The organism is Amycolatopsis sp. NPDC049159 (genome assembly GCF_040648295.1).
Classification (GTDB): domain Bacteria; phylum Actinomycetota; class Actinomycetes; order Mycobacteriales; family Pseudonocardiaceae; genus Amycolatopsis; species Amycolatopsis pretoriensis_A.
Genome location: NZ_JBEZDL010000010.1, coordinates 19,837 through 41,150 on the forward strand (window position 1 = coordinate 19,837; position 21,314 = coordinate 41,150).

Genomic DNA, 21,314 nt, shown 5'->3' on the forward strand with positions numbered 1-21,314 from the left:
CCGCACTCCCCGACGCCCGGACACGGAAGGCGTTCCCCATGACCCTGCTGGCGCGACTGGACCGGCTCCCGCTGAGCCGGCCCCACTACAAACTGCTGCTCATCGGCGGGCTCGGCTACACCTTCGACGGCATGGACTCGGCGGTCGTGGCCTTCCTGCTGCCCAGCGCCAAGGCCGCGTGGGGGCTCGACAACGGCCAGCTCGGGCTGATCGGCTCCGCGACGCCGTTCGGCTTCCTCTTCGGCGCGATCGCGGCCGGCCTGCTCGGCGATCGCATCGGCCGCAAGAAGGTCATGATGTACGCGCTGGCCTTCTACGCGCTGTTCTCGGTCATCGCGTCCTTCTCACCCAACTACGAGGTCTTCCTCGGCGCCCGCGTGCTGGCCGGCGCCGGTGCGGGCGCGGAAAGCGCGATCATCGCGCCGTTCCTGTCCGAGTTCGTCCCGGCCAAGCGGCGCGGCTGGTTCGTCGGCGCGCTCGCCGGGTTCTTCTCCTTCGGCTTCGTCGCGGCCGCGCTGATCGGGCGGTTCGTGGTGCCGTCGTTCGACGAAGGCTGGCGCGTCGCGCAGCTCGTCACCGCGCTGCCGATCGTGATGCTGCTGTGGTGGCGCCGGTCCCTGCCCGAGTCGCCGCGGTTCCTGCTGGCGCAAGGGCGGTCGACCGAAGCCGAAAACGTCGTCGCGAAGCTGGAGCGCGACGTCGAACGGGCGACCGGCGCGGTCCTGCCGCCGGTGCCGCCGTCCGGCGCGCAGCCCGCGACCGAGACGCCGAAGGTCAACCTGTTCAGCGCCCTGAAGTTCCTGTGGAGCCCCGCGATGCGGCGCCGGACGGCGGTGATCTGGACAGTCTGGTTCGTGATCACGTTCTCCTACTACGGTTTCTTCTCCTGGATCCCGACGCTGCTCGTGGAGCGCGGCATCACGGTGACGAAGAGCTTCGAGTTCTCGATCATCATCTACCTGGCCCAGGTGCCCGGGTACTTCTCGGCCGCGTGGCTGTCCGAGCGGCTCGACCGCAAGCACACGATCGCGCTGTACCTCGCGGGTTCGGCGGTGAGCGCGTTCTGGCTGAGCCAGACGAGCGCGCCGTGGTCGATCACCCTCGCCGGCGCGGTGCTGTCGTTCTTCCTCAACGGCACGTACGCCGGGGTGTACTCCTACACGCCCGAGGTGTTCCCGACCTGGATCCGCGCCAGCGGCACCGGCCTGTCCAGCGCGTTCGGCCGGGTCGGCAGCATCCTGGCCCCGACGATCATCGGCCTGTCCGCGGCGAGCCTCGGCTTCGCCGGCGTCTTCGGCCTGACGACGGCGGTGCTGGCCGCCGGCGTGCTCTGCGTGCTCGTCTTCGGCCTGTCCACCGCGGGCCGGTCCCTGGAAGAACTGACCGAACACGGCGCCCCGAAGGCGGTCGCGAAGGAGATGACGAAGTGACGCTGTCCACAGTGGAAGAACGGGTGCGGACCGAGCTGGGCGTGCGGCTGTTCACGGTCCTCGCGTGGATCCCGGAGCGCGGGGCGTTGCGGCGCGTGCACAGCAGCCACCCGGCGGAGTACCCGGTGGGCGGCGAGAAGACGGTGGAGGTCGCGGCCGGCTGGCTGGACCGCTGCATCACCGCGCGGGAGCCGTACTTCGGCCCGGACCGCGCGGCGGTGCGCGAGATCTTCGCCGACCACGAGCTGATCGAATCCCTCGGCTGCGGCTCGATCATCAACGTGCCGGTGGTGTCCGGCGGCCGCACGCTCGGGGTGCTGAACATCCTCGACGCGGAAGGCGCGTACGACGAGAAGTCGGTCGCACTGGCCGAATCCCTGGCCCCGCTCGCGGTGCCGGCCCTGCTGGAGGTGACCCGGTGAACCTGGTGCTGCGCAACGCCCGTCTGCTCGACCCGCTGTCCGGCGAATACACCGAGGGCGACCTGCGGTGCGCCGACGGCCGCATCGTGGAAACCGGCCCCGGGCTCACCGCGCCCGACGTGCCTTCCCTCGACCTCCGCGGCGCGGTCGTGCTGCCGGGCCTGGTGGACGCGCACGTCCACGTCACGGCGTCGACGGCGGACCTGGGCTCGCTCCCGTCGACGTCACCGTCCTACGTGACCGCCCACAGCGCCCGCACGATGAGCCGCATGCTGGACCGCGGCTTCACGACGGTCCGCGACGCGTCGGGCGCCGACTACGGCCTGGCGGACGCCCAGTCGGAGGGCCTGTTCCGCGGCCCCCGCCTGCTGTTCTGCGGCCGCGCGCTGAGCCAGACGGGCGGCCACGGCGACAGCCGCACCAGGGGAGCCCACGCGAAGGACGACCACCCGTGCTGCGCGGGTCTCGGCCGCGTGGCCGACGGCGTCGACGCGGTCCGCGCGGCCGCCCGCGACGAGCTGAGGAAAGGCGCCCACCACATCAAGGTGATGGCCTCGGGCGGCGTCGCCTCCCCGACGGACCGCATCGATTCGACCCAGTATTCGGCCGACGAACTGCGCGCGATCGTCGAGGAGGCATCGGCGGCCAACCGTTACGTGGCGGCCCACGCGTACACCGCTCGGGCGATCAACCGCGCCCTGGAACTGGGCATCCGGTCGATCGAGCACGGCAACCTGCTGGACGACCGGAGTGTCGAGCTGTTCCGGTCCCAGGACGCGTACCTGGTCCCGACGCTGGTGACGTACTGGGCGCTGAAGGAGGAAGGTCGCGAGCACGGCCTCCCGGAGTCGAGCTGGCGCAAGGTGGACGACGTCCTGGGCGCGGGGTTGTCAGCCCTGGAGCGCGCGGCCCGCGGCGGGGTGAAGATCGTCTACGGGACGGACTTGCTGGGCGGGATGCACCGGCACCAGAACCACGAGTTCCGCCTGCGAGGCGAAGTGCAGACGCCGTTGGAGGTCATCCGTTCGGCCACGTCGACGGCGGCGGACCTGGTGAACCTGACGGGGGAGATCGGCACACTGGCGGTGGGTGCGCACGCGGACCTGCTGGTGGTGGCGGGGGATCCGCTGGCGGACATCGGGGTTTTGGCGGAGCCGAAGAACTTCACGCACGTCGTGCAGGGTGGGGAGGTCGTTGGCGGGACGGCCGCCTGATCGGTGCGTGTCACCTATTTCACGCGCGGGTCTCCTGACTTTTCCGTGCTCACCCTGTAGACAGGAAAGTTCGGGGTGCGTCGGGGGGTGGTTCGAGTGGATGCCGTCAACGGCGGTGGACGCGGGGCGCCGACGGGCGCGGAAAAGCGAAACGACCCTCCCGCGCCGGAGAAAGCGCGGTTCACGGGTGTGCCGGCTCAGCAGGTTTCCGCTGACCGGCAGGAGGCCGGCGCGGTGCCGGGATCGCCGGTGCCGTTGTCAGGCAGCCCGCGTCAGCTGCCGCGGCCACCCGTGCACTTCGTCAGCCGCGCTGGTGAACTGTCGAACCTCGACGCGCTGACCGATGGCGGCGCCCCGCAGGCTCGGCTGGTCGTGGTTGTCGGACCCGGCGGGGTCGGTAAGACGGCGCTGGCGGTGACGTGGGCCGCCGGGCACGCGCACCGCTATCCCGATGGTCAGCTTTACACCGATCTGCGCGGCTTTTCCGCGGAAACGGCGGTGACCCCGGACGAGGTGCTCGGGGTGTTCTTGCGCGCGCTGGGAGTAGCACCGGAGCGGGTGCCGGTCACCCTGGCGGAGCAGGTCGGGCTCTACCGGACGGTGACCGCGGGACGCAGGTTGCTCGTGGTGCTGGACAACGCGGTGTCGACCGCGCAGGTGCGTCCGCTGATCCCCGCGTCGGACGGGTGTGCGGTCGTGGTGACGAGCAGGCTCCGGCTGGACGGGCTGTTCTCCGACGGCGCGCGGTTCGTTGACGTGGCACCGTTGTCACAGGAAGACGCGGTCGTCCTGCTGACCCGGGCGCTGGGGCAGCACCGTGCTGAAGCCGAGCCGGCCGCGGTGGCCGAATTGGCGGAGCTGTGCGGCAGGTTCCCGATCACGTTGAAAGTGGCCGCGGCCCGGCTGGCCGCCCGGCCGCGCTGGCCGGTCTCCAAGGTGACGGCTCAGCTGCGGGACGAGCGGTCGCGGCTGGCGACGTTGTCGCGGTTGTCGGCCTCGGAGGATTCCGTGACGGCGGCTTTCGATTGGTCGTACCGGGAATTGCCGCAGTACGTGGGTGTCCTGTACCGCCTGATGGCCGAACTCCCGGTCCCCGAGTTCGGTGCGGGCCTCGCGGCCGCTGTCACCGGCATGCCGGCGGCCGAGGTCGCCGAGGCGCTCGACGTGCTGGTCGACGCGAGCCTGCTCGAGGAGGCCGAGGTCGACCACTACCGGTTCCACGACCTGGTGCGACTGCACGCGCGGGCCCAGCGGGACGAAGACCGGTTCGAAGTCGTCCCCCGTGCCGCCGAGTGGTACCTGCGGGAAATGACGCGGGCGAACCTGGTGGTGATCCCGGTGCGCTGGCGCGTCAGCCCGGTCGCGGAGCAGCTGGCGGGCCGTCCGGCGTCGTTCGCCACGGACGGGGAGGCCCTCGACTGGCTGACCGCCCAGCTGCCGAGCGCGCTGTCGATCCTGGACGAGGCGGTGGCCGGCCGGCACGACGAGGTGGCGTGGCAGTTGTGTGAAGCGCTGTGGGAACTGTTGCTGTACCGCAAGCACTACCCGGAATGGGTGCGCTCGCACGAGCTGGGCATCGTCGCGGCGCAGCGTTGCCGCAACCGGGTGGCGGAGTCCCGGCTGCGTTACCAACTCGGGCGTGCCCACCTGGATCTGGGAGACCTGCAGTCGGCCGAGCGGGAGACGCGGTGGGCGCTGGACCTGGCCAGAGAGGCCAAGGACCGGCGCAACGAGTCAGCGGCGCTGGAGCAACTCGGGATGGTGGCGCAAGGCCGGGGCGACCTGGATGCGGCGGTGGCGCTCTTCGCCGACAGCTTGCGCATCGAGGAGGAGCTGGGCATCGACCGCGGGGTCGCGGCGCGGCACTGGCGGATCGGGGAGGCGCTCCTGCGCGCGGGCCGGGAAGTGGGCGCGGCACGGCACCTCGAAGCGGCCGCGCAGATGTTCGCCGAGATCGGCGACGACAAGGGCGCGGCCCGGGTGGCGCTCGGGCTGGCCCGGATCGACGCGCGATCCGGGCATCCCGACGTGGCGATCCGGCGCCTCGAACAGGCACGGGCCGTGCTGGGGCGATCGGGGTCAGCGGTGCACGAGTCGAACGTGCTGCTGGCGCTGGCCGACGTGGCCCGTGACGACGACCAGGCGGCTCGAGCCCGCCGGTACTTGGTGGAGGCGGTCGAGCTGCTGGCCGAGGTCGGCGGAGCCGCGCTCGAGCGAGCGCGGGCCGCACTCGTCGCGCTCGAGAACGGTGATCGAGGCGAGGGCGCTTAGCCGTCGTCCGGTGATCAGCCACAGGCACGCGGCGGCCACGACGAGCTCGCCGGGCCCGCGGCCGACCACGGTCGTGTCGCCGACGCGATCGCCGAGCAGCAAACCCGCCGCACCGATCGGGACGGCGGCCGCGGTGAGCCCGGGGAGCCGGTCGAACAGCGTGGCCAGGACCGCCCGGCCGTGGGCGTGATCGGAACTGGGCGGCGCGATCACCCCGTCGGCAAGTGCGGCCCGTGCGTTCACCTGGCCGGTGACGACCGTGCCGTGGTGGCGGCCGCACGAGTAGTACCAGCGGGTGGCGGTCACGTCGTCACCGGCTTCGGCAGCGGAACCGGCGAGACGGGCACACCGTGGGTCGGTTCGGGAATCCCCAGCAGCCGGTACATGGTTCGGCGCAGGATGGTCCCGGTCTGACCGGGACGCGAAGTGAGGAGCCTGCGGACCACTTCGGGCAGCCCAGCGCCGTCGCTTGCCTCCGCCGCGGCACGCAGCTGAGGTAGCAGGGGCCGGCCGGGATCCCAGCGGGGTGCGTGCCGGGCGAGCACCTCGGTCGGGGTGCCAGGCAGGAGCGGCTGGCCGGGGTTCTCGTCGAGCAGGATCGACGCGCCCACGGCAGCGCCGTAGCCGGTGACGGATCCGTAGTCGCCGATGACGTGGTCGGCGGCAACCAGCGCGGCGCGCCACCCTTCCTCCGGCGGCAGCAAGACAAGCCCGGTACGGAGGGCACCGGCGAGCCAGGACCGGATCTGCCAAGCGCCGTGGTGCGACCAGATCGCGGGGTGCAGGGCACCGACGACCCGATAGCCGTCCTGGGGCAGCGCGGCGAGGACGCGATCGAACAGGTCGGGGTGCCGTCCGTACGCCGACCGCGGCGACCAGGTCGAGGTGACCACGACGACCTGCTCGTCGTCCGAGGCACCGAGGGCACGCCGGTACTGGCCGCGGTGGGGCAGGCTGGCGATGAGGCGGTCGAGGGCGATGTCGCCTGCGACGACCGCGGCGGGCAGTGCGGGCGGGCAGACTTCGGCGAGCAACTCGTGTTCGCGGTCGTGGACCAGGACGATCGCGTCGGCCCGGACCCGCCCCTCGCGCATCAGCTGATCGGGTCCGAGACCGGTCTGGGGCTGGTGCTGCCGGCCGGCCTCGCCGGGCGGGCGCCAAGGCCGGTACTGCCCGAGCCCACCGCCGTGCGGGATCAGCATGGCCGGGGCGGTGAGATCGTCGAGACCACGAGTGCTGCCGGCGAGGACGAGGTCGACTTCGCTGCGGCGCGCTTGCGCCCAGGGCAGCACGGTCCCGCCCTGGGCGCGCAGGAAGTCGTGGGTGGCCGGCCAGGTGCCGTCGGCTTCGGGATCGGTGAACGCGACCTGGACGCGGTGGTCGGCTTCGAGCAGCGGCAGCAGGTCCAGCAGCCGCGTTCCGGCGACGACGTGCGGGACGAGCACGAGCACGGATTTCGTGCCACGCCGGGTCGCGAAGTGCCCATCGGTCTGCCCGATGGGGCTGCGTACCCAGGTGTGGTCGGCCATCGAGGTCCTCCTCGGTCGTGTCCTGTTGTTGTCACGAAGGTGGAGGAGAGGGTTGATAAAAGGCTTTCGGCCTGTGGTTTTGCTGGTTGACAATTGATCAACGAACTTCGTTTACCACGGTTGATCAAGGCTCTGACGTGGCGATTTACTGGGAAGAATGGGAAAATGTCCGGCGGAGGAGTGGGTGGCGGGCGGTTGACGTCATGGCGAAGGGGGTCTCGTGGAAATCGCGTTCGGAATTCTCGGGCAAACGGCCATGCTGCTGCACGGGAAAGTGGATGTGAAGTGGGCTCAACCCCGGTCGAGGCAGGTTCTCGCTGCGTTGCTGACGTTCCCGAACCAGCGGTTCCCGATCGACGCGGTCGTGGATTGGGTGTGGGCCGAGCACGAGAACGCACCCCGAGGTGCGCTCGCGACCCTCCACCAAAACGCCGTGCACCTGCGGCAGGCGCTGCAGGCGAACGGGATCCCGGCGAACGTCGGCGTCGGGAAGCAGGGCTGCGTCGTGGAGATCGACGAGGCGCTGGTCGATCACCGCGTGTTCACCAGCGCGATGACCCGAGCGCGCGAGCTGCGAGACCGGGGCGATCACCACCGCGCCCAGGTCGAGGCGCAGGCAGCCGTGCGGTTGTGGCGGGACGAGCCGCTGGCCGATCTGCGGACGCAACGAGCCGACGACTGGCGTGCTCATTGGCTTCGTGGCAATTGGCTGCCCGCCAACGCTTTCCTGATCTCCGAGCTGCTGGCCGTCGGGCACGCCGACCTCGCGCTCGGCAGGCTGATGGAGCTCGAACACGCGCATCCGCTGGAGCTGAGTCTGGCGAAGCTGCGGTTGCGGGCGCTGGCCGGGACGGACCGTCCGGACGAAGTGACCGAGTTCTACTTCGCGAAGCGGCGAGAATACCGCGACGCAGGCGAGCTCCGGGCCGCGGAGGAACTGCGACTGGTGCACGACGAGGTGATCGACGGTGGCGGGGATTTCCCGCGCCAGGTGGTGAAAGTCCGTGCCGCCGAGGCCGACGACGAGTCGAGCGGTCCGGCGGTGTGGCACGTTCCGCCGGACTGCGACGGGATGGAGGGACGCGCCGAGCTGCTCGCGGAGCTCGACGCCTTCACCTCTGACTCGACCGGGGCGCCGCGCCGGGGCGTGGTCGTGGTGACCGGCGGGCCGGGCGTGGGCAAGTCCACGGCCGTGGTGCGGTGGGCGCACCGGGTCCGGCGGCGGTTTCCGCACGGCGTCGTGCTGCTGGACCTGCGCGGAGACAGCCAGGCGACGCCGGCGAACAGTGGCGAGATCGTGGACACGCTCCTGTCGTTGCTGGACTTTCCGGTCGACCAGGTCGTGAACCCCGTGGTGAGAGCCGCGAAGCTGTCGGCGCTCCTGCAGCGGCGACCCTTGCTCGTGATCCTCGACAACGTCCGCAGCCGCGAGCAGATCGCGCCTTTGCTGGGTGTGCTCGCCACCTGCACGGTGCTGGTGGTGTCGAGGTGGCGCCTGCCGTCGTTGGCCGCGACCGTGTCTCCGCCCGTGGTTACGGTGCCGACACTGTCCACACAGGACGCGATCGCCCTGCTCGGCCGCCGGATCGGTCGGCGCGCCAGGGAAGACCAGGTCGGGGCGGCCGAACTGGTGCGGATGTGCCAGGGAAACCCGCTGGCGCTCACGCTGGTGGCCGACCACGCGCTGGCGCGCGCCGGCATGCAGCTGCCGACGCTGGCCGGTCAGCTGCGGGACGCGGACATGCTTCTGGACCTCGGATACGAAGGAGACTGGCCGCAGCGAAGCCTGCGCGCGGCGTTCACAGCCTCCTACGAGGTGCTCGGACCCGGCGAGCGGCGAGCGCTCGCGGTGATCGGTGCACACCCGGGGCCGGAGGTGACGACCGGAGCCGTCGCCGCGGCTGACGGGCGTCCCCTGCCGGCCGTCCGCCGCTCGCTCGACGTCCTGGTGGCGGCTCATCTGCTCGAACATCCCAGCGACCTGGACCGCTACCGCGTCCACGACCTCTTGCACGCCTACGCCGCTTCGGTCGCCGAGCAGCTGGCCGACATCGCGGCCGTGCGGCGCCGGATGTTCGAGTTCTACCTGCTGATGGCCTACGACGCGCATCGGCTGGTCTTCCCGCACAAGCCGCCGCCGCGGTTGCCCGCCACGACCCTGGTGTGGCGCGGGAACGGGTTCGGCAGCGCGGCGCTGGCCCGCCAGTGGGTGGTCCGCGAGAAGAACCTGCTGCTGGAGATCGCCTCCGCGGGTGGCGCCGAGAGCACCTACCTCCCCGCCCTGTTCGCCGAGTTGATCACGGAGATGGGTTTCTACGCCGATGCCGTCAGTTGCCTGACCACGGCGATCAGCGGTGTCGAGGAGGTGCTGGCCCAAGGTGGCGACGCCGTGCCGCAACTGCGTCAGGTGCTGGGATCGCACCTGAACGACCTCGGCGTGGTGCTGATGCACAAGGGGGAGGAGCGGCAGGCGGAACGAAACCTCCGGCGGGCCCTGGCACTCGCCGAGGCCGATGGCCTGTCCCTGGGCCGGATCGCCTCGACCTTGAACCTGGCGCGCTGGAACCTGCGAGTCGGCCGGGCGGCCGAGGCGGCGGTGCTGTGCCGGTGGGCGTTGGAGCTGGCGTACGAGCTCGGTGAGCCGCCGTTGTGCGCCGCTGCGGCCCACCGGCTGGCGAACGCGATGGTCGCGACCGGCGGGCTCGAAGAGGAGGCGTTGGCGCTGTACGCCGAGGCACTGGACTACCTGCGGGGCTCTGACGACGTGACGGCGCGGCTGCAGATCCACACGGCGCAAGGCGCGCTCCTGACCGACCTGGGCCGGCTGGACGAGGCCGACGAACAGTGCCGGCGGGCGTCCGACCTGACGCCCGCGAGCTTGAGCCTGCCGTCGGTGATGAAGCTGAACACGGTGCTGGCCAGGCTGCGGCACGAGCAGGGCAACGCGAGGGCTGCGTTGTGGTTCGCGCACCGGGCGGTCCAGCTGGCCGACCGCACTGGGCACGCGACCGGCCAGGCCAGGGCGTTGTCGACGCTGGCGGAGATCCTGAGGGATCACGGGAACGGGGAAGACGCTCGCCGGTTGTGGGTCCAGGCAGCGGAGCTGTACCGAGGACGCGCGAGGACGAGGCGTGCGGCAGAGATCGAGAAGCTGATCGCCGACCTCGACGCGTCCGCCGCTGTCGTCCCGGCGGCCCGCGAAGGCGAGCGGGACACGGTGGCGATGCTCCCGCCGCCGTTGCGGGGTGATCGCTAGGCGTTCACTCGTTGCGGGTGTTTGCGGCGCGGGTGTCCGTCGATCCGGCGAGGGCCCGCTGATTCGCCTGCGTGCGTTGATGATCAGCGCCCGAAACTTGGATTGTGCTTGACATCACCCAGTATCGGGTGTCTGGCGTGGCGGTGGTCGAGTACCGCAGCCTGAGGGCATGCATTCGATCCGCCCGTCCGCCGCCCGATCGGCCGGGCAGTGTGGTGGCCGTCGCAGAAGCTCCTGGGCTTCCGACGTCATGGGTGCCGGGCGAGCTCGTCTCCCCTTCGGGACAGGCACACCGCACGGGGAGCGGAGCACGCCATGAACGCACGAAGCGACGACCGACTGCCACTCGGTTGGCGGTGTACCCGCCGACATCGATGTCGTTGGCTGGGGATCGGACCGCGTGACCCGCGAGCCAGCGACCTCGGCCGCGCCATCACGCACTCGGATCAGCTGGTCGGGGCGGCGATGATCTGGTGAAGGACGAGTGCAGAGCACCGCGTTCACCCGGCCCCATCCCGGACAAGGTCGTGCTGGAACTCGTCGCCGACTACGTTGCGGGAGAAACGATCGAGAGCCTGGTCGCCCGTCACCCGTACAGTTACCGCAAGATTCGCACCGCGTTGATTGACGCCGGTGTCACCCTGCGTCCTCAGCGGATCCAGTTGCCGCCGACGCCGCCTGGTCTCGTCAACGCCTATCTCGACGGGCGGACCATCCGTCAACTCGCCGCTACTTACGGCATGTCGTACGGGCAGACGCGGAACATCCTCCTGGCCGAAGGTGTCGAACTTCGACGGCGGCGCCGGTCGTGACCGCCGGCTGCGCCGGAACCCGTGGCGAGTGCCGACGGGCCCGGCGCAGTCAAGCTCACTTCGTCGGTGGTCACATGATAATCCACCAGAACGGCATGAAAGCGCGCAAGGGGACAACTCCTTCGTGAATAAAAGACCGGTTCCTCGATGTCCGAGTGGATGAGGTGTGATCATCGAACTCACAAGTATCCTCGGGGTCTGGTGAGGTGTTTTTTGATGTAGTCCGGTCGGGGGTGGCATGACCATACAGTAGGGACGAGGTCCGATCCGAGGTGGGGTGTCACCCGGCTGATTGCCACGTTCGGGGAGAGTGCACCCGAAGGTCTGGCGGCTGATTCCTGTGGGGAGTCAAAGGTTTGCGGCTGTCCTCAGTTCACCGTGGACACTCGGCCTTCGCCGGATCGGCGGGTCAGAATGCCGCCCGAGTGTCGAATTCACCCGTCGGAGTGATCAGTTTCTCCGACGGGTGCAACCAGTTGTGATAACGCGAAAGTATTTCACTCGATGGGGTGTTGACTCTGTCTCCGTGATATCCGCAGCGTCACCAGTTCCGGACCGCCGGTGCGTAGCCCGCCGGCTTGGTGCCCACCTTCAAGCCCGGGCTCACGATCCAGTTCTGGTACTCCGCCGTGAACATCCGGTACACCGACGCCGGCGCGACCGCGCTCGCCTCGTCCAGCAGCTTCCGCTGCTCGGCCGGGAGCTCGAAGTCCAACGCGGCCATGCTCTTGCCCAGCTGCTCGGCACTGCTGGCGCCCACGATCGCCGACGCGATGCCCGGCTGGGTGGCCACCCAGTTGATCGCCACCTGGGCCATCGTCACGCCCAGCTGGGCCGCCACCTGCTCCAGCGGCTTCAGCAGCTGCCAATCGCGGTCGGTCCACTGGTTGCCCGCGTCGCTGAAGCGGCCCGCGCCGCCGTCGCGGTACTTGCCCGTCAGGAAGCCGCCGGCCAGGGGGCTCCAGGCCGTGACGCCCAGGCCCAGTTCCTGGCCCATCGGGACGTGCTCGGTCTCGATCTCGCGCTGCACCAGGGAATACGGCAGCTGGAGGTTGATCATCGGGGCCAGCGAATGGGCCTCGGCGTACGTCTGGGCGCGGGCGGCGTACCAGCTCGGGACGTCGGACAGGCCCGGGTAGCGGATCTTGCCCGCGCGGACGAGGTCGTCGAACGTGCGGACGACCTCCTCCACCGGGGTGATGCGGTCCCACGTGTGCAGCAGGAACAGGTCGACGTAGTCCGTGCCCAGCCGGCGCAGCGACGCCTCCAGGGCGCGGATCATGTGCTTGCGCCCGTTGCCGCCCGCGTTGGGGTCGGCCGGGTCGACGCTGTTGGTGAACTTGGTGGTCAGGACCACCCGGTCGCGCGTGCCCGTTTCGGCGATCAGCTTGCCGAGGATCGTTTCGCTTTCGCCCGCCGTGTAGAAGTCCGCCGTGTCGAGGAAGTTGCCGCCTTCGTCGAGGTACTTGCGGAAGATCGGGCGGACCTCGTCCTCGGTCTTCCCGTAGGCGGCGTGGAAGCCGCCGGTGCCGAAGTTCATCGTGCCGAGGGCGAGCCTGCTCACGCGCAGACCGGAGCGGCCGAGGAGGTAGTACTGGTCGAGAGGCATGGGAAGTGCTCCTGGGAAAGGGAAATCCGTTGACTTCTCCACCGTGCCCGCGCATTTTTGGACCCGCAAGTCCACTAGTGGTGGCCGTCACCCGAGGGCACGACGAAGCTCACCGTTTTGCTGTCCAGCACCTTGTGGGTGGGGTCGGCGAGCCCGATCCACACCCGGTGCGGACCCGGCGGCAGCGCCTGGATGATGAGCGGCTCGCCACTGGCGTCGGCCCAGTGCCACGGCGCGTCGTCGACCGTCACGTGGATGTGGCCGACGCGTGGGGAGACGTCGAGGGCGGCCGGGCCGTAGACCGGGACGATCCGCAGGTTCTCCGCGCGGTACCGGAGCACCACGAGCCCCATCGCGAGCTGCTCGGGCAGCGGCGCGTCGACGACGAGCGCGGGCGGCGGCTGCGAAGGGAGCGGGACGACCGGCGCCGGGGCCCAGCCGGCCGGGGTGGCGGGTGGTGCGGGCGGCGCCGCGCTCGGCGAACAGGCGGCGGCGAGCGCGACGACGGCGGTCAGAACGGCTCCGCGGATCAGGTGCGTCATGCCCTCGATGCTAGGTTTTCCATGATCGGCTTCGCGCCCGTCGGACGACGCTGCCGGCGTACGTCGCCGGGCAGGCGCCCCGATGCGGTGGGGCCGGCCGCATCGGGGCGCGTGGACTCAGCGGCAGCGGTAGCTCGCCGCCGTGGCCGGGTCGCCGTGGCCGGTGTAGCGCGAGACCTTCGGGTACGCGCACAGGTCACGGGTCGCGCCGCTCGCGGTCGCCGCCGCGAGGGTGGCCGGGGCCTTGCCGTGCTCGACCCAGTCGACCAGCGCGCCCAGCGGGTTCGACGGCTGCGGGCCGATGCCGCCGCCGCAGTGCTCGACGCCCGGGGCCAGGAACAGCCGGTAGAAGTCGTTCACCCGCTGCGGGCCGCCCAGTGCGCGCTCGACCTGCTGGCGGTAGTACAGCGCGCCGCCGGGCGGGATGAGCTGGTCGCTCGTGCCGACGTAGGTCAGCAGCTTGCCGCCGGAGCGGCGGAACGCCGACAGGTCGGGGTCCGACGTGCCGATCACGCCGTCGTACTCGCGCACCGACTGCCGGAAGACGTCCCGGTACTGCGCGTACGTCAGCTTGGCGGTGTCGAAGCCCGGCTGCTTCTCGAGGAACGACTGCACCCACAGGACGGCCACCTGGAAGCCCGGCGCGGTCAGCGTGCCGTCGGGTCCGGCCTGCGTGCCCGCGACCCACGTGTAGTCCGCGCCCTTCGGCAGCCCGGCCCACAGCTTGCGGCCGCGCTCGTCGGTCGGCCCGGCCCAGATCTTGCGCATGACCTCGGCGTCGGCCGTGGTCACGGTGAACTCGTGGCCGTCGCAGACGACCTTCGTGCCGACCAGGCTGCGCGGGTCGTAGCTGCACTCGTCCGGGTGATCGATGATGCCGTCGGTGACGCCGTCACGCGCGTCGCACGCCTGCACCGCGGCCTTCTGGAACGCCGAAAGCACGCAGTTGCTGGGGAAGTCGTGCTCGTTGTTCATCACGACCTGCGGCCAGAGCGTCGCGACCGCGAACTGCGACCACTCGACGGCCGGGGCGTTCGCGAGGATGCCGTCGAAGTCGCCGGCGTGGTTCTGGGCCTCCGAGTAGCCCTGGCGGCCGCCGGTCGAGCAGCCGGTCCAGTAGGAGAACGTGATCGGCCGCTGGTAGTGGCGTTCCGTGACGGCCTTGCCGAGCACGGCCTCTTCGTGGGCCGACCGGGTGGCGAAGTTCGTCAGCAGGGTGCGGTCGACCTTGCCGCCGGCGGTCAGCGCCCACGCCGTGTCGAGCGGGTTCGCGGACACGCCGGCGTCGGTCGTCACGGCGCTGTAGCCGTCCTTGACCGCCTGGGTGAACGGCGCCCCGGACTCGCCGGCGGCGTAGGCGCTGCCGCCGAGGGCCTGCAGGCGCCCGGTCCAGCCGGATTCGGGCAGCCCGACGACGACCTTGACGTGGTCGTGGCCGTCGTGGGTGAGGGTCACGGTGATCTGGCAGAACGCGGGCGCGTCGGTCTTGCGCTCCGCCGACACGGATTCGACCTTCGCGCCGGGCGGGGCCGGCACCGCGACGGCGGCGCACGCCGGCGCGGCCGAAGCCGAGGCGGCGGGTGCGAGCTGCGTGACGGTGGTCAGCAGGAGCGGCACGGCGGCCGCGAGGAGTATGCGTCTCATCGGTCTCTCTGATCGCTTGCGTCTTTCATCCGCTGCGAAAGCTAGGTGCCGGGCCGGGGGCACCGCGCCCGTCGGGTGACGCTGTCGATGTACGTCACTCGGCGCTGAACTGCGGAAACGTGCGTTGGGTAAGGTCGTTTCCATGGTGCTGCGTGGCCGGGAAACCGAGCTGAAGGAGCTGGGCGAGCTCGTCGACGGCCCGGAAGACCGAGCCGGGGTGCTGATCCGCGGCGAAGCGGGCATCGGCAAGTCCGCGCTGGTGACGGAGACGGCGGCCGCGGCGTCGGTCGCCGGGCTGCGGGTGCTGCGCACGACCGGCGCCGAGGGCGAGCAGAACCTCGCGTACGCCGGCCTGCACCAGCTGCTGTACCCCGTCCGTAGCGGGGCGGCCGGGCTGCCGGCGCCGCAGCGTGACGCCCTGCGGACGGCGCTGGGGCTGGCGGACGGCGCTGAGCCGAGCGCCTACCTGGTGGGGCTGGCGGCGCTGACGTTGCTGGCCGAGGAAGCCGTGGCGAAGCCGCTGCTGCTGGTCGCGGAGGACGTGCACTGGCTGGACCGCGCGAGCGCGGACGTTCTGGCGTTCGTCGCGCGGCGGATCGAGACCGAGCCGGTCGTGCTGGTCGCCACGCTGCGCGAGGGGGCGGAGTCACCGCTGCTCGACGCGGGTCTGGCGCCGATGCCGCTGGATCGGTTGGCGGCCGACGACGCGGCGGAGCTGCTGGACTCGGTGGCGCCGCGGCTGGCCCCGGCGGTCCGGACGCGGTTGCTGGCCGAGGCGGCGGGCCACCCGCTGGCGTTGACGGAGCTGCCGGCGGCGGTGGCCGAGCTGGACGGGCTGGACCCGGTGCTGCCGTTGACGGAGCGGCTGGAGCGCACGTTCACGGCCCGGGTGGCGGCGTTGCCGGCGGCGACGCGGACGGCGTTGCTGGTGGCGGCGCTGAACGAGACGACTTCACTGGCGGAGACGCTGGCGGCGACCAGCACACTGCTCGCGGACGGCGTGCCCGCGACCGGCGCCGGGCAAGGTGCGGCGGCCGACTCTCCCACCACCAGCGCCGATCCCGAAATCCTCGCCCCCGCCGTCGAGGCTCGGCTGATCGAACTCACCGCCGGTGTCGTCACCTTCCGCCACCCCCTCATGCGCTCCGCCATCCCCGCCGCCGTCAACGCTCTCGACCGGCGCCGGGCCCACCTCGCCCTCGTCGAAGCCCTCCAAGACCAACCCGACCGCCGCGCCTGGCACCAGGCCGCCGCCACCGCCGGGCCCGACGAAGCCGTCGCCGAAGAACTCGAGCGCACGGCCGAACGCGCCCGGTACCGGGGCGGAGCCGCCGCCGCGATCGCCGCGCTGGAACAGGCCGCTCGGCTCAGCTGTGCGCCCGGGCCGCGGGCCGATCGGCTGCTCAAGGCCGCCGGACTGGCCGTCGAATCGGGACGGCGGGAGACCGCCGAACGGCTGGTCCGCGAAGCCCGGCCCGCCGACCCTCGACGCCGGGCCACCGCGAGCCGGCTGCTCAGCGAGTTCGAAGACGGCGTCCGCGAAGATCCCGCGCGCGTCGCCGAGCTGGCCGAGGTCGCGCGGGCCGTCGCGGCCGACGGGGAGCACGACGCCGCCATGCGGATCCTCTGGAGCGCCGCCATGCGCTGCTTCTGGACCGAGCCCGGGCCCGCCGCGAGGCAAGCGCTGCTCGACGTCGCCGACCTGCTGCCCGTCCCGGCCGACGACCCGCGGATCGTGGCCGTCACCGCGTACGTCGCGCCGTTCGAGCGGGGCGAGGCCGTCCTCGGGCACCTTCGGGCGCTGGTCGCGCGGACCGGGGCCGATCCCGAGGTCGACCGGTACTTCGGCAGCGCCGCGCTGCAGGTCGGCGCCTTCGACCTCGCCGCCCGGTTCTCCGCGGCCGCCGCGCCCGGGCTGCGCGCGCAGGGGCGGCTCGGGCTGCTGCCGCGCGCGCTCGCCGTGCTCGCCTGGAGCCGCGTGCGGCTCGGGGACCTGGCCGGCGCCGTGCCCGCCGCGGCGGAGGCGGCCCGGTTCGCGCAGGAGACCGGGCAGCCGTTCATGGCCGGGCTGGCCACCGCCGTCCAGGCCGAGATCGCGGCGCTGCGGGGTGACCACCGGCAGGCCGGGGCGCTGGCCGCGGAGGCCGAACGCGCCGGGCTCGCCGCCGGGGCGCGGCCGGTGCTCGCCACCGTCCAGCTCACGCGTGGCCTCGTCAACCTCGGCGAGGGGCGCTTCGAGGACGCCTTCGCCGACCTTCGCCGGCTGCTCGATCCCGCCGACCCCGCGTACCAGCTGGCGTTGCGCGCGTACTGCGTCGCCGAGCTGACCGAAGCCGCCGTCCGGGCCGGGCAGACCGACGCGGTGCGGGACATCCTGGCCGAGCTGGAGCGCCTCGGCCCGACGTCACCCGCGCTGCACATCGGGCTGCGGTACGCGCGCGCCGTGCTCGACCCGTGCGACGAGCGGTTCGCCGAAGCGCTGCAGGCCGACCTGGCCGGCTGGCCCGCCGAACGCGGCCGCGTCCACCTGGCGTTCGGCGAGTGGCTGCGGCGGCAGCGGCGGGTCGTCGAATCGCGGACGCACCTGCGCACCGCCCGCGAGACGTTCGACGCGCTCGGCATGACGACGTGGGCCGAGCGGGCCCGGCGCGAGCTGCGCGGCGCGGGCGAGTCGAGCCCGAACCGCGGTCCGGACGCCCGGGACAAGCTCACCCCGCACGAGCTGAGCATCGCGCAGCTGGCCGCGGAGGGGCTGACGAACCGGGAGATCGGGCAGCGGCTGTACCTTTCGCACCGGACCGTCGGCACGCACCTGCACCGCATCTTCCCCAAGCTCGGCGTGAGTTCGCGCGCCGACCTCGCCGGGACGCTGAAGGCCCTGGAAGGGTGACTTACACCCGCTGCGTCACCTGACGGGCGCGCAGCTCACCGGACACTCCCTAACGTCGTGAAAGTCCCACAGTCTTTCGCGCAGGAGTCACGATGATCAGCAGGAGAAGGTTCGGGCAGGCGTTCGCGGCGGGACTGGCGGCGACCTCCTTGGCGGCCTGCTCGTCCCCGGCCGCCCCCGTCGCGTCCACGGCACCCGACCTGCGGGCCGGGTCCGGCGAGCACACCTCGCTCGGCGAGGTCAAGCACGTCGGTGCCGGGGTGCTGGACATGGCGTACTTCGAGGCCGGCCCGGCGACCGGGCAGCCGGTGGTGCTGCTGCACGGCTGGCCGTACGACCCGTACAGCTACGTCGACGTCGCGCCGATCCTGGCCGCGGCCGGCTACCGGGTGATCATCCCGTTCCTGCGCGGCTACGGGCCGACCGTGTTCAAGTCGGCGGCGACCGTCCGCAACGGGCAGCAGGCCGCGGTGGCGCTCGACGTCGTCGCGCTGATGGACGCGCTCAAGATCGACAAGGCCGTCCTGGGCGGCTACGACTGGGGCGCCCGGACGGTCGACATCATCGCGGCGCTGTTCCCGCAGCGGTGCAAGGCGGTCGTCGCGGTGAGCGGGTACATCGTCACGAACCTGGTGGCCAACCAGAAACCCCTGGCGCCGCAAGCGGAACTCGGCTGGTGGTACCAGTACTACTTCGCGACCGAGCGCGGCCGCGCGGGCTACGCGGCGAACCGCCACGACTTCAACAAGCTGATCTGGAAGACGGCGTCCCCGGCGTGGCACTTCGACGACGCGACGTACGACCGCAGCGCGGCGGCGTTCGACAACCCGGACCACGTGGCCATCGTCGTCCACAACTACCGCTGGCGCCTGAGCCTCGCCCCGGGCGAGCCGCAGTACGACGCCTACGAGCAGAAGCTGGCCACCGGCCCGGCGATCACGGTCCCGTCGATCACGATCGGCAGCGACTTCGACGCGGCGGCCAAGGACGGCAAGGCGTACCGCGCGAAGTTCACGGGCAAGTACGAACACCGGGTCCTCGACGGGATCGGCCACAACGTGCCGCAGGAAGCCCCGAAGCCGTTCGCCCAGGCCATTGTGGACGCCGACCGGATGTGACGTGGGCCGGTCGTGAGTGTTCAGGCGGGGGTGGATTCAAGCGGTCGTTGCAACGGGGTCCTTTTCGGACAGTAACATCGCGAGTCGCTCGGCTGGGGTATCCCAGCCGAGGGTCTTGCGAGGAAGACCGTTCAGCTCGGCAGCGACTTGCCCAGGTCAGCAGGGGTATGCACCGACAGGTCGGTGCCCTTGGGGAAATACTGACGGAGCAGACCGTTGGTGTTCTCGTTGGAACCACGCTGCCGGGGCGAGTGCGGGTCGCAGAAGTAGATCGCCATGTCGGTGGCCATCGTGATCCGGGCATGCTGAGCCATTTCGGTGCCCTGATCCCAGGTCAGCGACCGGCGCAGCTGCTCAGGCAACCGACCGACCACGGTGATCATCTCCTCGGCGACCGCGGCGGCGTCCTTGCCTTCGGGCAGGTGCAGCAGCAAACAGAACCGGGTGCTGCGCTCCACCAAGGTCCCGATCACCGAACGACTGTCCTCGCCGACGATCAGGTCCCCTTCCCAGTGCCCCCGAACAGCCCGGTCGGCGGCCTCGGCGGGCCGCTCGGAGATCGGGACCATCCCGGCGATCTTGCCCTGACGGGCACGACGCCCGTCGGGTGTGCGCTGGGGCTTGCGCAGGGCTCGTCCGGTGCGCAGGCACGCCGCCAGCTCACGCCGCAGCGCGCCCCGGCCCTGGACGTAAATGGCCTGGTAGATCGTTTCGTGGGTCACGTGCATCCTCGGCAGGTCAGGGAAGTCCCGCCTCAGCCTGGCAGCGATCTGCTCCGGGGACCAGCAGGCCCGCAGATCCTGCCGTACAAGTTCCCGCAACACCGGGTCCGCGGCCAGTTTCGCAGTCTTCGGTCGTTTCGCTCGCTGCTCAGCGGCGTGCTGGGCGGTGCTGGCCCGGTACCCGTGCGTGGTGCTGTCGCGGTCCAGTTCCCGCCCGATCGTGGACCGGTCCCTGCCCAGCCGCCGCGCGATCTGCGCTCTCGGGAGTTGCTGGGCGTGCAGGACCATGATTTCTTCGCGTTCGGCCAGGGACAGATAGCGGCCCGAGCAGGCTGATGGCGCGTTGGTGATCACGCCTCCAGCCTGCTCGAACAGTCGTCTTCCGCTGGCCGTCGACACACCCGCGGCTACTGCGGCGTGCTCTACGGGCCGGCCTGCTCGTAGCTGGTCCCAGAACGCCACTCGGGCATCCCGGGACAGCCAACGACGACGGTTGTCAACCATGGCAACACCTCCAGTGTCAGGTGTTGCAACGACCGCCAGAACCGAGGGGGTCAGAACCCGCCTGAACACCCACGACCGGCACTCAGCGGGACGCGCGGTGGATGACGTCGACGACGGCGTCGGGAGCCGCCGACGCGATCGCGTGCGGGGAGGGCACCTCGGTGATCGACGCGTGGGCGCGCCGGGCCTCGAAGCGTTCCGCCGCCGGGGGAATCGCCTGGTCGCGCGTCGCAACCAGTGCGTACTTCGCGATGGCAGAAGGGGCTGTGGAGAGCACCTTCTCGTCGAACGCCGCCGCCAGGATCGGGCGCTGGCCCGCTGCGGCGACCGCGGTGTCCAGGGCCGGCAGGCCCGCGGCGAACAGCGAGGGGTAGCTCGCCGCGTTCACGAACAGGTCCGGGCCGACCGCGTGCGTCGTCGACGGGCCGATCAGCGAGCCCGGGAACCGGGCGTTCAGCTGACCCGCCGTCTCGCCCGCCTCCGGGATGAACGCCGCCGCGTAGACCAGCGCCTTCACCTCGGACGTCGAGCCCGCCAGCTCGCTGATCAGCAGCCCGCCGTACGAGTGCCCGACGAGGATCTTCGGGCCCGGCACGGAATCCAGGACCCCTTGCAGCGAAGCCACATCCGCCGCGACGCCGCGCAGCGGGACCGCCGGCACGAGCACCGGGTAGTGCTCGGCCAGCAGCCGTCGGGTGACCGGGGCCCACGCCGACGCGTCCTCGAACGCGCCGTGGACCAGCACGACCGTCGGCTTCGGGTGCGACGTCACGGCGGCGCCGGGGGTGGCGGCGGTGAGCACGCCCGCCCCGACGACCGCCGCGACGCCCAGGACGCCGAGCGCGCGTTTCATCACGCGACCGTCGCGTCGAGGGTGACCTCGATGTTGCCGCGCGTCGCCTTCGAGTAGGGGCACACCTGGTGCGCGCCGTTGACGAGCTCGTCGGCGGTGGCCTGGTCGATACCGGTCGCCTCCAGGTGCAGCACGGCGCTGAGCTGGAACTCGCCCGCTTCGGTGTCGTGGTGGAGAGTGACCTCCGCGACGACGGCGAGGTCGTTCAGCGGCACCTTCTTCACGCTCGCGACGCGGCGCACCGCACCGACGAAGCAGGACGCCCAGCCCGCCGCGAACAGCTGCTCCGGGTTGGTGCCGTCGCCCGCGCCGCCGAAGGCTTTCGGGACGGCGAGGGTGACGTCGAGGGCACCGTCGTCGGAGGTCGCGCGGCCGCCGTTGCGGCCCTCCGCGGTGGAGGTGGCGACGGCGGTGTAGGTGACTTCGGACATCGTGTTCCTTTCAGCGGGTGATGGCACCACGCTAGGAATCCGGGCACCCCCGCGGCGACCGTCGTGC

The 21,314-nt window shown here is 71.4% G+C and carries 14 protein-coding genes and 1 pseudogene; 8 read left to right on the forward strand and 7 right to left on the reverse strand.

The genetic code is table 11. The features are described from left to right. Positions 1-38: 38 nt before the first annotated feature. The 4 genes from AB0B33_RS19810 (at position 39) to AB0B33_RS19825 (ending at position 5,337) form a co-directional block, all read left to right on the forward strand. Positions 39-1,430, forward strand: coding sequence for an MFS transporter (locus tag AB0B33_RS19810; RefSeq protein WP_360773608.1), 1,392 nt, complete (start codon positions 39-41; stop codon positions 1,428-1,430). Beyond that, positions 1,427-1,852, forward strand: a complete 426-nt coding sequence (locus AB0B33_RS19815) for a GAF domain-containing protein (RefSeq protein WP_360773611.1) — start codon at positions 1,427-1,429, stop codon at positions 1,850-1,852. Before AB0B33_RS19810 ends, AB0B33_RS19815 begins: the two co-directional genes overlap by 4 nt. Beyond that, positions 1,849-3,066 (forward strand): amidohydrolase family protein, encoded by a 1,218-nt coding sequence (locus AB0B33_RS19820; RefSeq protein ID WP_360773613.1) that lies wholly within the window; start codon positions 1,849-1,851, stop codon positions 3,064-3,066. Before AB0B33_RS19815 ends, AB0B33_RS19820 begins: the two co-directional genes overlap by 4 nt. Before the next feature lie 249 nt (positions 3,067-3,315). Beyond that, positions 3,316-5,337 carry an NB-ARC domain-containing protein gene (locus AB0B33_RS19825; RefSeq protein WP_360773616.1) on the forward strand — a complete coding sequence of 674 codons (2,022 nt, stop codon included), beginning with the start codon at positions 3,316-3,318 and terminating at the stop codon, positions 5,335-5,337. A gap of 302 nt (positions 5,338-5,639) precedes the next feature. On the opposite strand, the gene AB0B33_RS19830 is transcribed toward AB0B33_RS19825, so the two are convergent. Further along, the gene (locus tag AB0B33_RS19830; protein ID WP_360773619.1) at positions 5,640-6,866 is read right to left on the reverse strand and encodes a hypothetical protein; all 1,227 of its coding nucleotides are present in this window, start codon (positions 6,864-6,866) and stop codon (positions 5,640-5,642) included. 322 nt (positions 6,867-7,188) lie between these two features. On the opposite strand from AB0B33_RS19830, the gene AB0B33_RS19835 reads away from it, so the two are divergent. Together AB0B33_RS19835 and AB0B33_RS19840 are read left to right on the forward strand one after the other, a co-directional pair. Further along, positions 7,189-10,122 carry a BTAD domain-containing putative transcriptional regulator gene (locus tag AB0B33_RS19835; protein ID WP_360773622.1) on the forward strand — a complete coding sequence of 978 codons (2,934 nt, stop codon included), beginning with the start codon at positions 7,189-7,191 and terminating at the stop codon, positions 10,120-10,122. 527 nt (positions 10,123-10,649) lie between these two features. Beyond that, on the forward strand, positions 10,650-10,934 hold the full coding sequence (locus AB0B33_RS19840) for a hypothetical protein (protein WP_360773625.1): 285 nt from the start codon (positions 10,650-10,652) through the stop codon (positions 10,932-10,934). Between the two features lie 541 nt (positions 10,935-11,475). Here the strand turns inward: AB0B33_RS19840 and AB0B33_RS19845 are convergent. From AB0B33_RS19845 to AB0B33_RS19855, 3 genes are all read right to left on the reverse strand, one after another. Further along, positions 11,476-12,543, reverse strand: a complete 1,068-nt coding sequence (locus AB0B33_RS19845; RefSeq protein WP_360773627.1) for an aldo/keto reductase — start codon at positions 12,541-12,543, stop codon at positions 11,476-11,478. A gap of 74 nt (positions 12,544-12,617) precedes the next feature. Then, a complete protein-coding gene (locus tag AB0B33_RS19850) occupies positions 12,618-13,085 on the reverse strand; it encodes a DUF6130 family protein (protein ID WP_360773630.1) in 468 nt (155 codons plus the stop codon). Between the two features lie 117 nt (positions 13,086-13,202). Then, on the reverse strand, positions 13,203-14,729 hold the full coding sequence (locus AB0B33_RS19855; RefSeq protein WP_360773633.1) for a tannase/feruloyl esterase family alpha/beta hydrolase: 1,527 nt from the start codon (positions 14,727-14,729) through the stop codon (positions 13,203-13,205). Between the two features lie 142 nt (positions 14,730-14,871). On the opposite strand from AB0B33_RS19855, the gene AB0B33_RS19860 reads away from it, so the two are divergent. Both AB0B33_RS19860 and AB0B33_RS19865 read left to right on the forward strand, forming a co-directional pair. After that, the gene (locus AB0B33_RS19860) at positions 14,872-17,619 is read left to right on the forward strand and encodes an AAA family ATPase (protein WP_360773636.1); all 2,748 of its coding nucleotides are present in this window, start codon (positions 14,872-14,874) and stop codon (positions 17,617-17,619) included. 92 nt (positions 17,620-17,711) lie between these two features. Then, positions 17,712-18,737 (forward strand): alpha/beta hydrolase, encoded by a 1,026-nt coding sequence (locus AB0B33_RS19865; protein ID WP_360773639.1) that lies wholly within the window; start codon positions 17,712-17,714, stop codon positions 18,735-18,737. Positions 18,738-18,773: 36 nt separating this feature from the next. On the opposite strand, the pseudogene AB0B33_RS19870 reads toward AB0B33_RS19865, so the two are convergent. The 3 genes and pseudogenes from AB0B33_RS19870 to AB0B33_RS19880 form a co-directional block, all read right to left on the reverse strand. Next, positions 18,774-19,747, reverse strand: a pseudogene (locus AB0B33_RS19870) (IS30 family transposase). 298 nt (positions 19,748-20,045) lie between these two features. After that, on the reverse strand, positions 20,046-20,816 hold the full coding sequence (locus AB0B33_RS19875; RefSeq protein WP_360773642.1) for an alpha/beta hydrolase: 771 nt from the start codon (positions 20,814-20,816) through the stop codon (positions 20,046-20,048). Further along, positions 20,816-21,247, reverse strand: coding sequence for an organic hydroperoxide resistance protein (locus tag AB0B33_RS19880; protein WP_247019663.1), 432 nt, complete (start codon positions 21,245-21,247; stop codon positions 20,816-20,818). The genes AB0B33_RS19875 and AB0B33_RS19880 overlap by 1 nt, the downstream gene beginning before the upstream one ends. Positions 21,248-21,314 lie beyond the last annotated feature (67 nt).

Excerpts from the sequence above, each read along its gene's own strand:
- AB0B33_RS19850 (WP_360773630.1), bottom strand. The coding sequence starts at position 13,085 with ATGACGCACCTGATCCGCGGAGCCGTTCTGACCGCCGTCGTCGCGCTC.
- AB0B33_RS19880 (WP_247019663.1), bottom strand. The coding sequence starts at position 21,247 with ATGTCCGAAGTCACCTACACCGCCGTCGCCACCTCCACCGCGGAGGGC.
- AB0B33_RS19860 (WP_360773636.1), top strand. The coding sequence starts at position 14,872 with ATGGTGCTGCGTGGCCGGGAAACCGAGCTGAAGGAGCTGGGCGAGCTC.
- AB0B33_RS19810 (WP_360773608.1), top strand. The coding sequence starts at position 39 with ATGACCCTGCTGGCGCGACTGGACCGGCTCCCGCTGAGCCGGCCCCAC.
- AB0B33_RS19865 (WP_360773639.1), top strand. The coding sequence starts at position 17,712 with ATGATCAGCAGGAGAAGGTTCGGGCAGGCGTTCGCGGCGGGACTGGCG.
- AB0B33_RS19830 (WP_360773619.1), bottom strand. The coding sequence starts at position 6,866 with ATGGCCGACCACACCTGGGTACGCAGCCCCATCGGGCAGACCGATGGG.
- AB0B33_RS19855 (WP_360773633.1), bottom strand. The coding sequence starts at position 14,729 with ATGAGACGCATACTCCTCGCGGCCGCCGTGCCGCTCCTGCTGACCACC.
- AB0B33_RS19845 (WP_360773627.1), bottom strand. The coding sequence starts at position 12,543 with ATGCCTCTCGACCAGTACTACCTCCTCGGCCGCTCCGGTCTGCGCGTG.
- AB0B33_RS19875 (WP_360773642.1), bottom strand. The coding sequence starts at position 20,816 with ATGAAACGCGCGCTCGGCGTCCTGGGCGTCGCGGCGGTCGTCGGGGCG.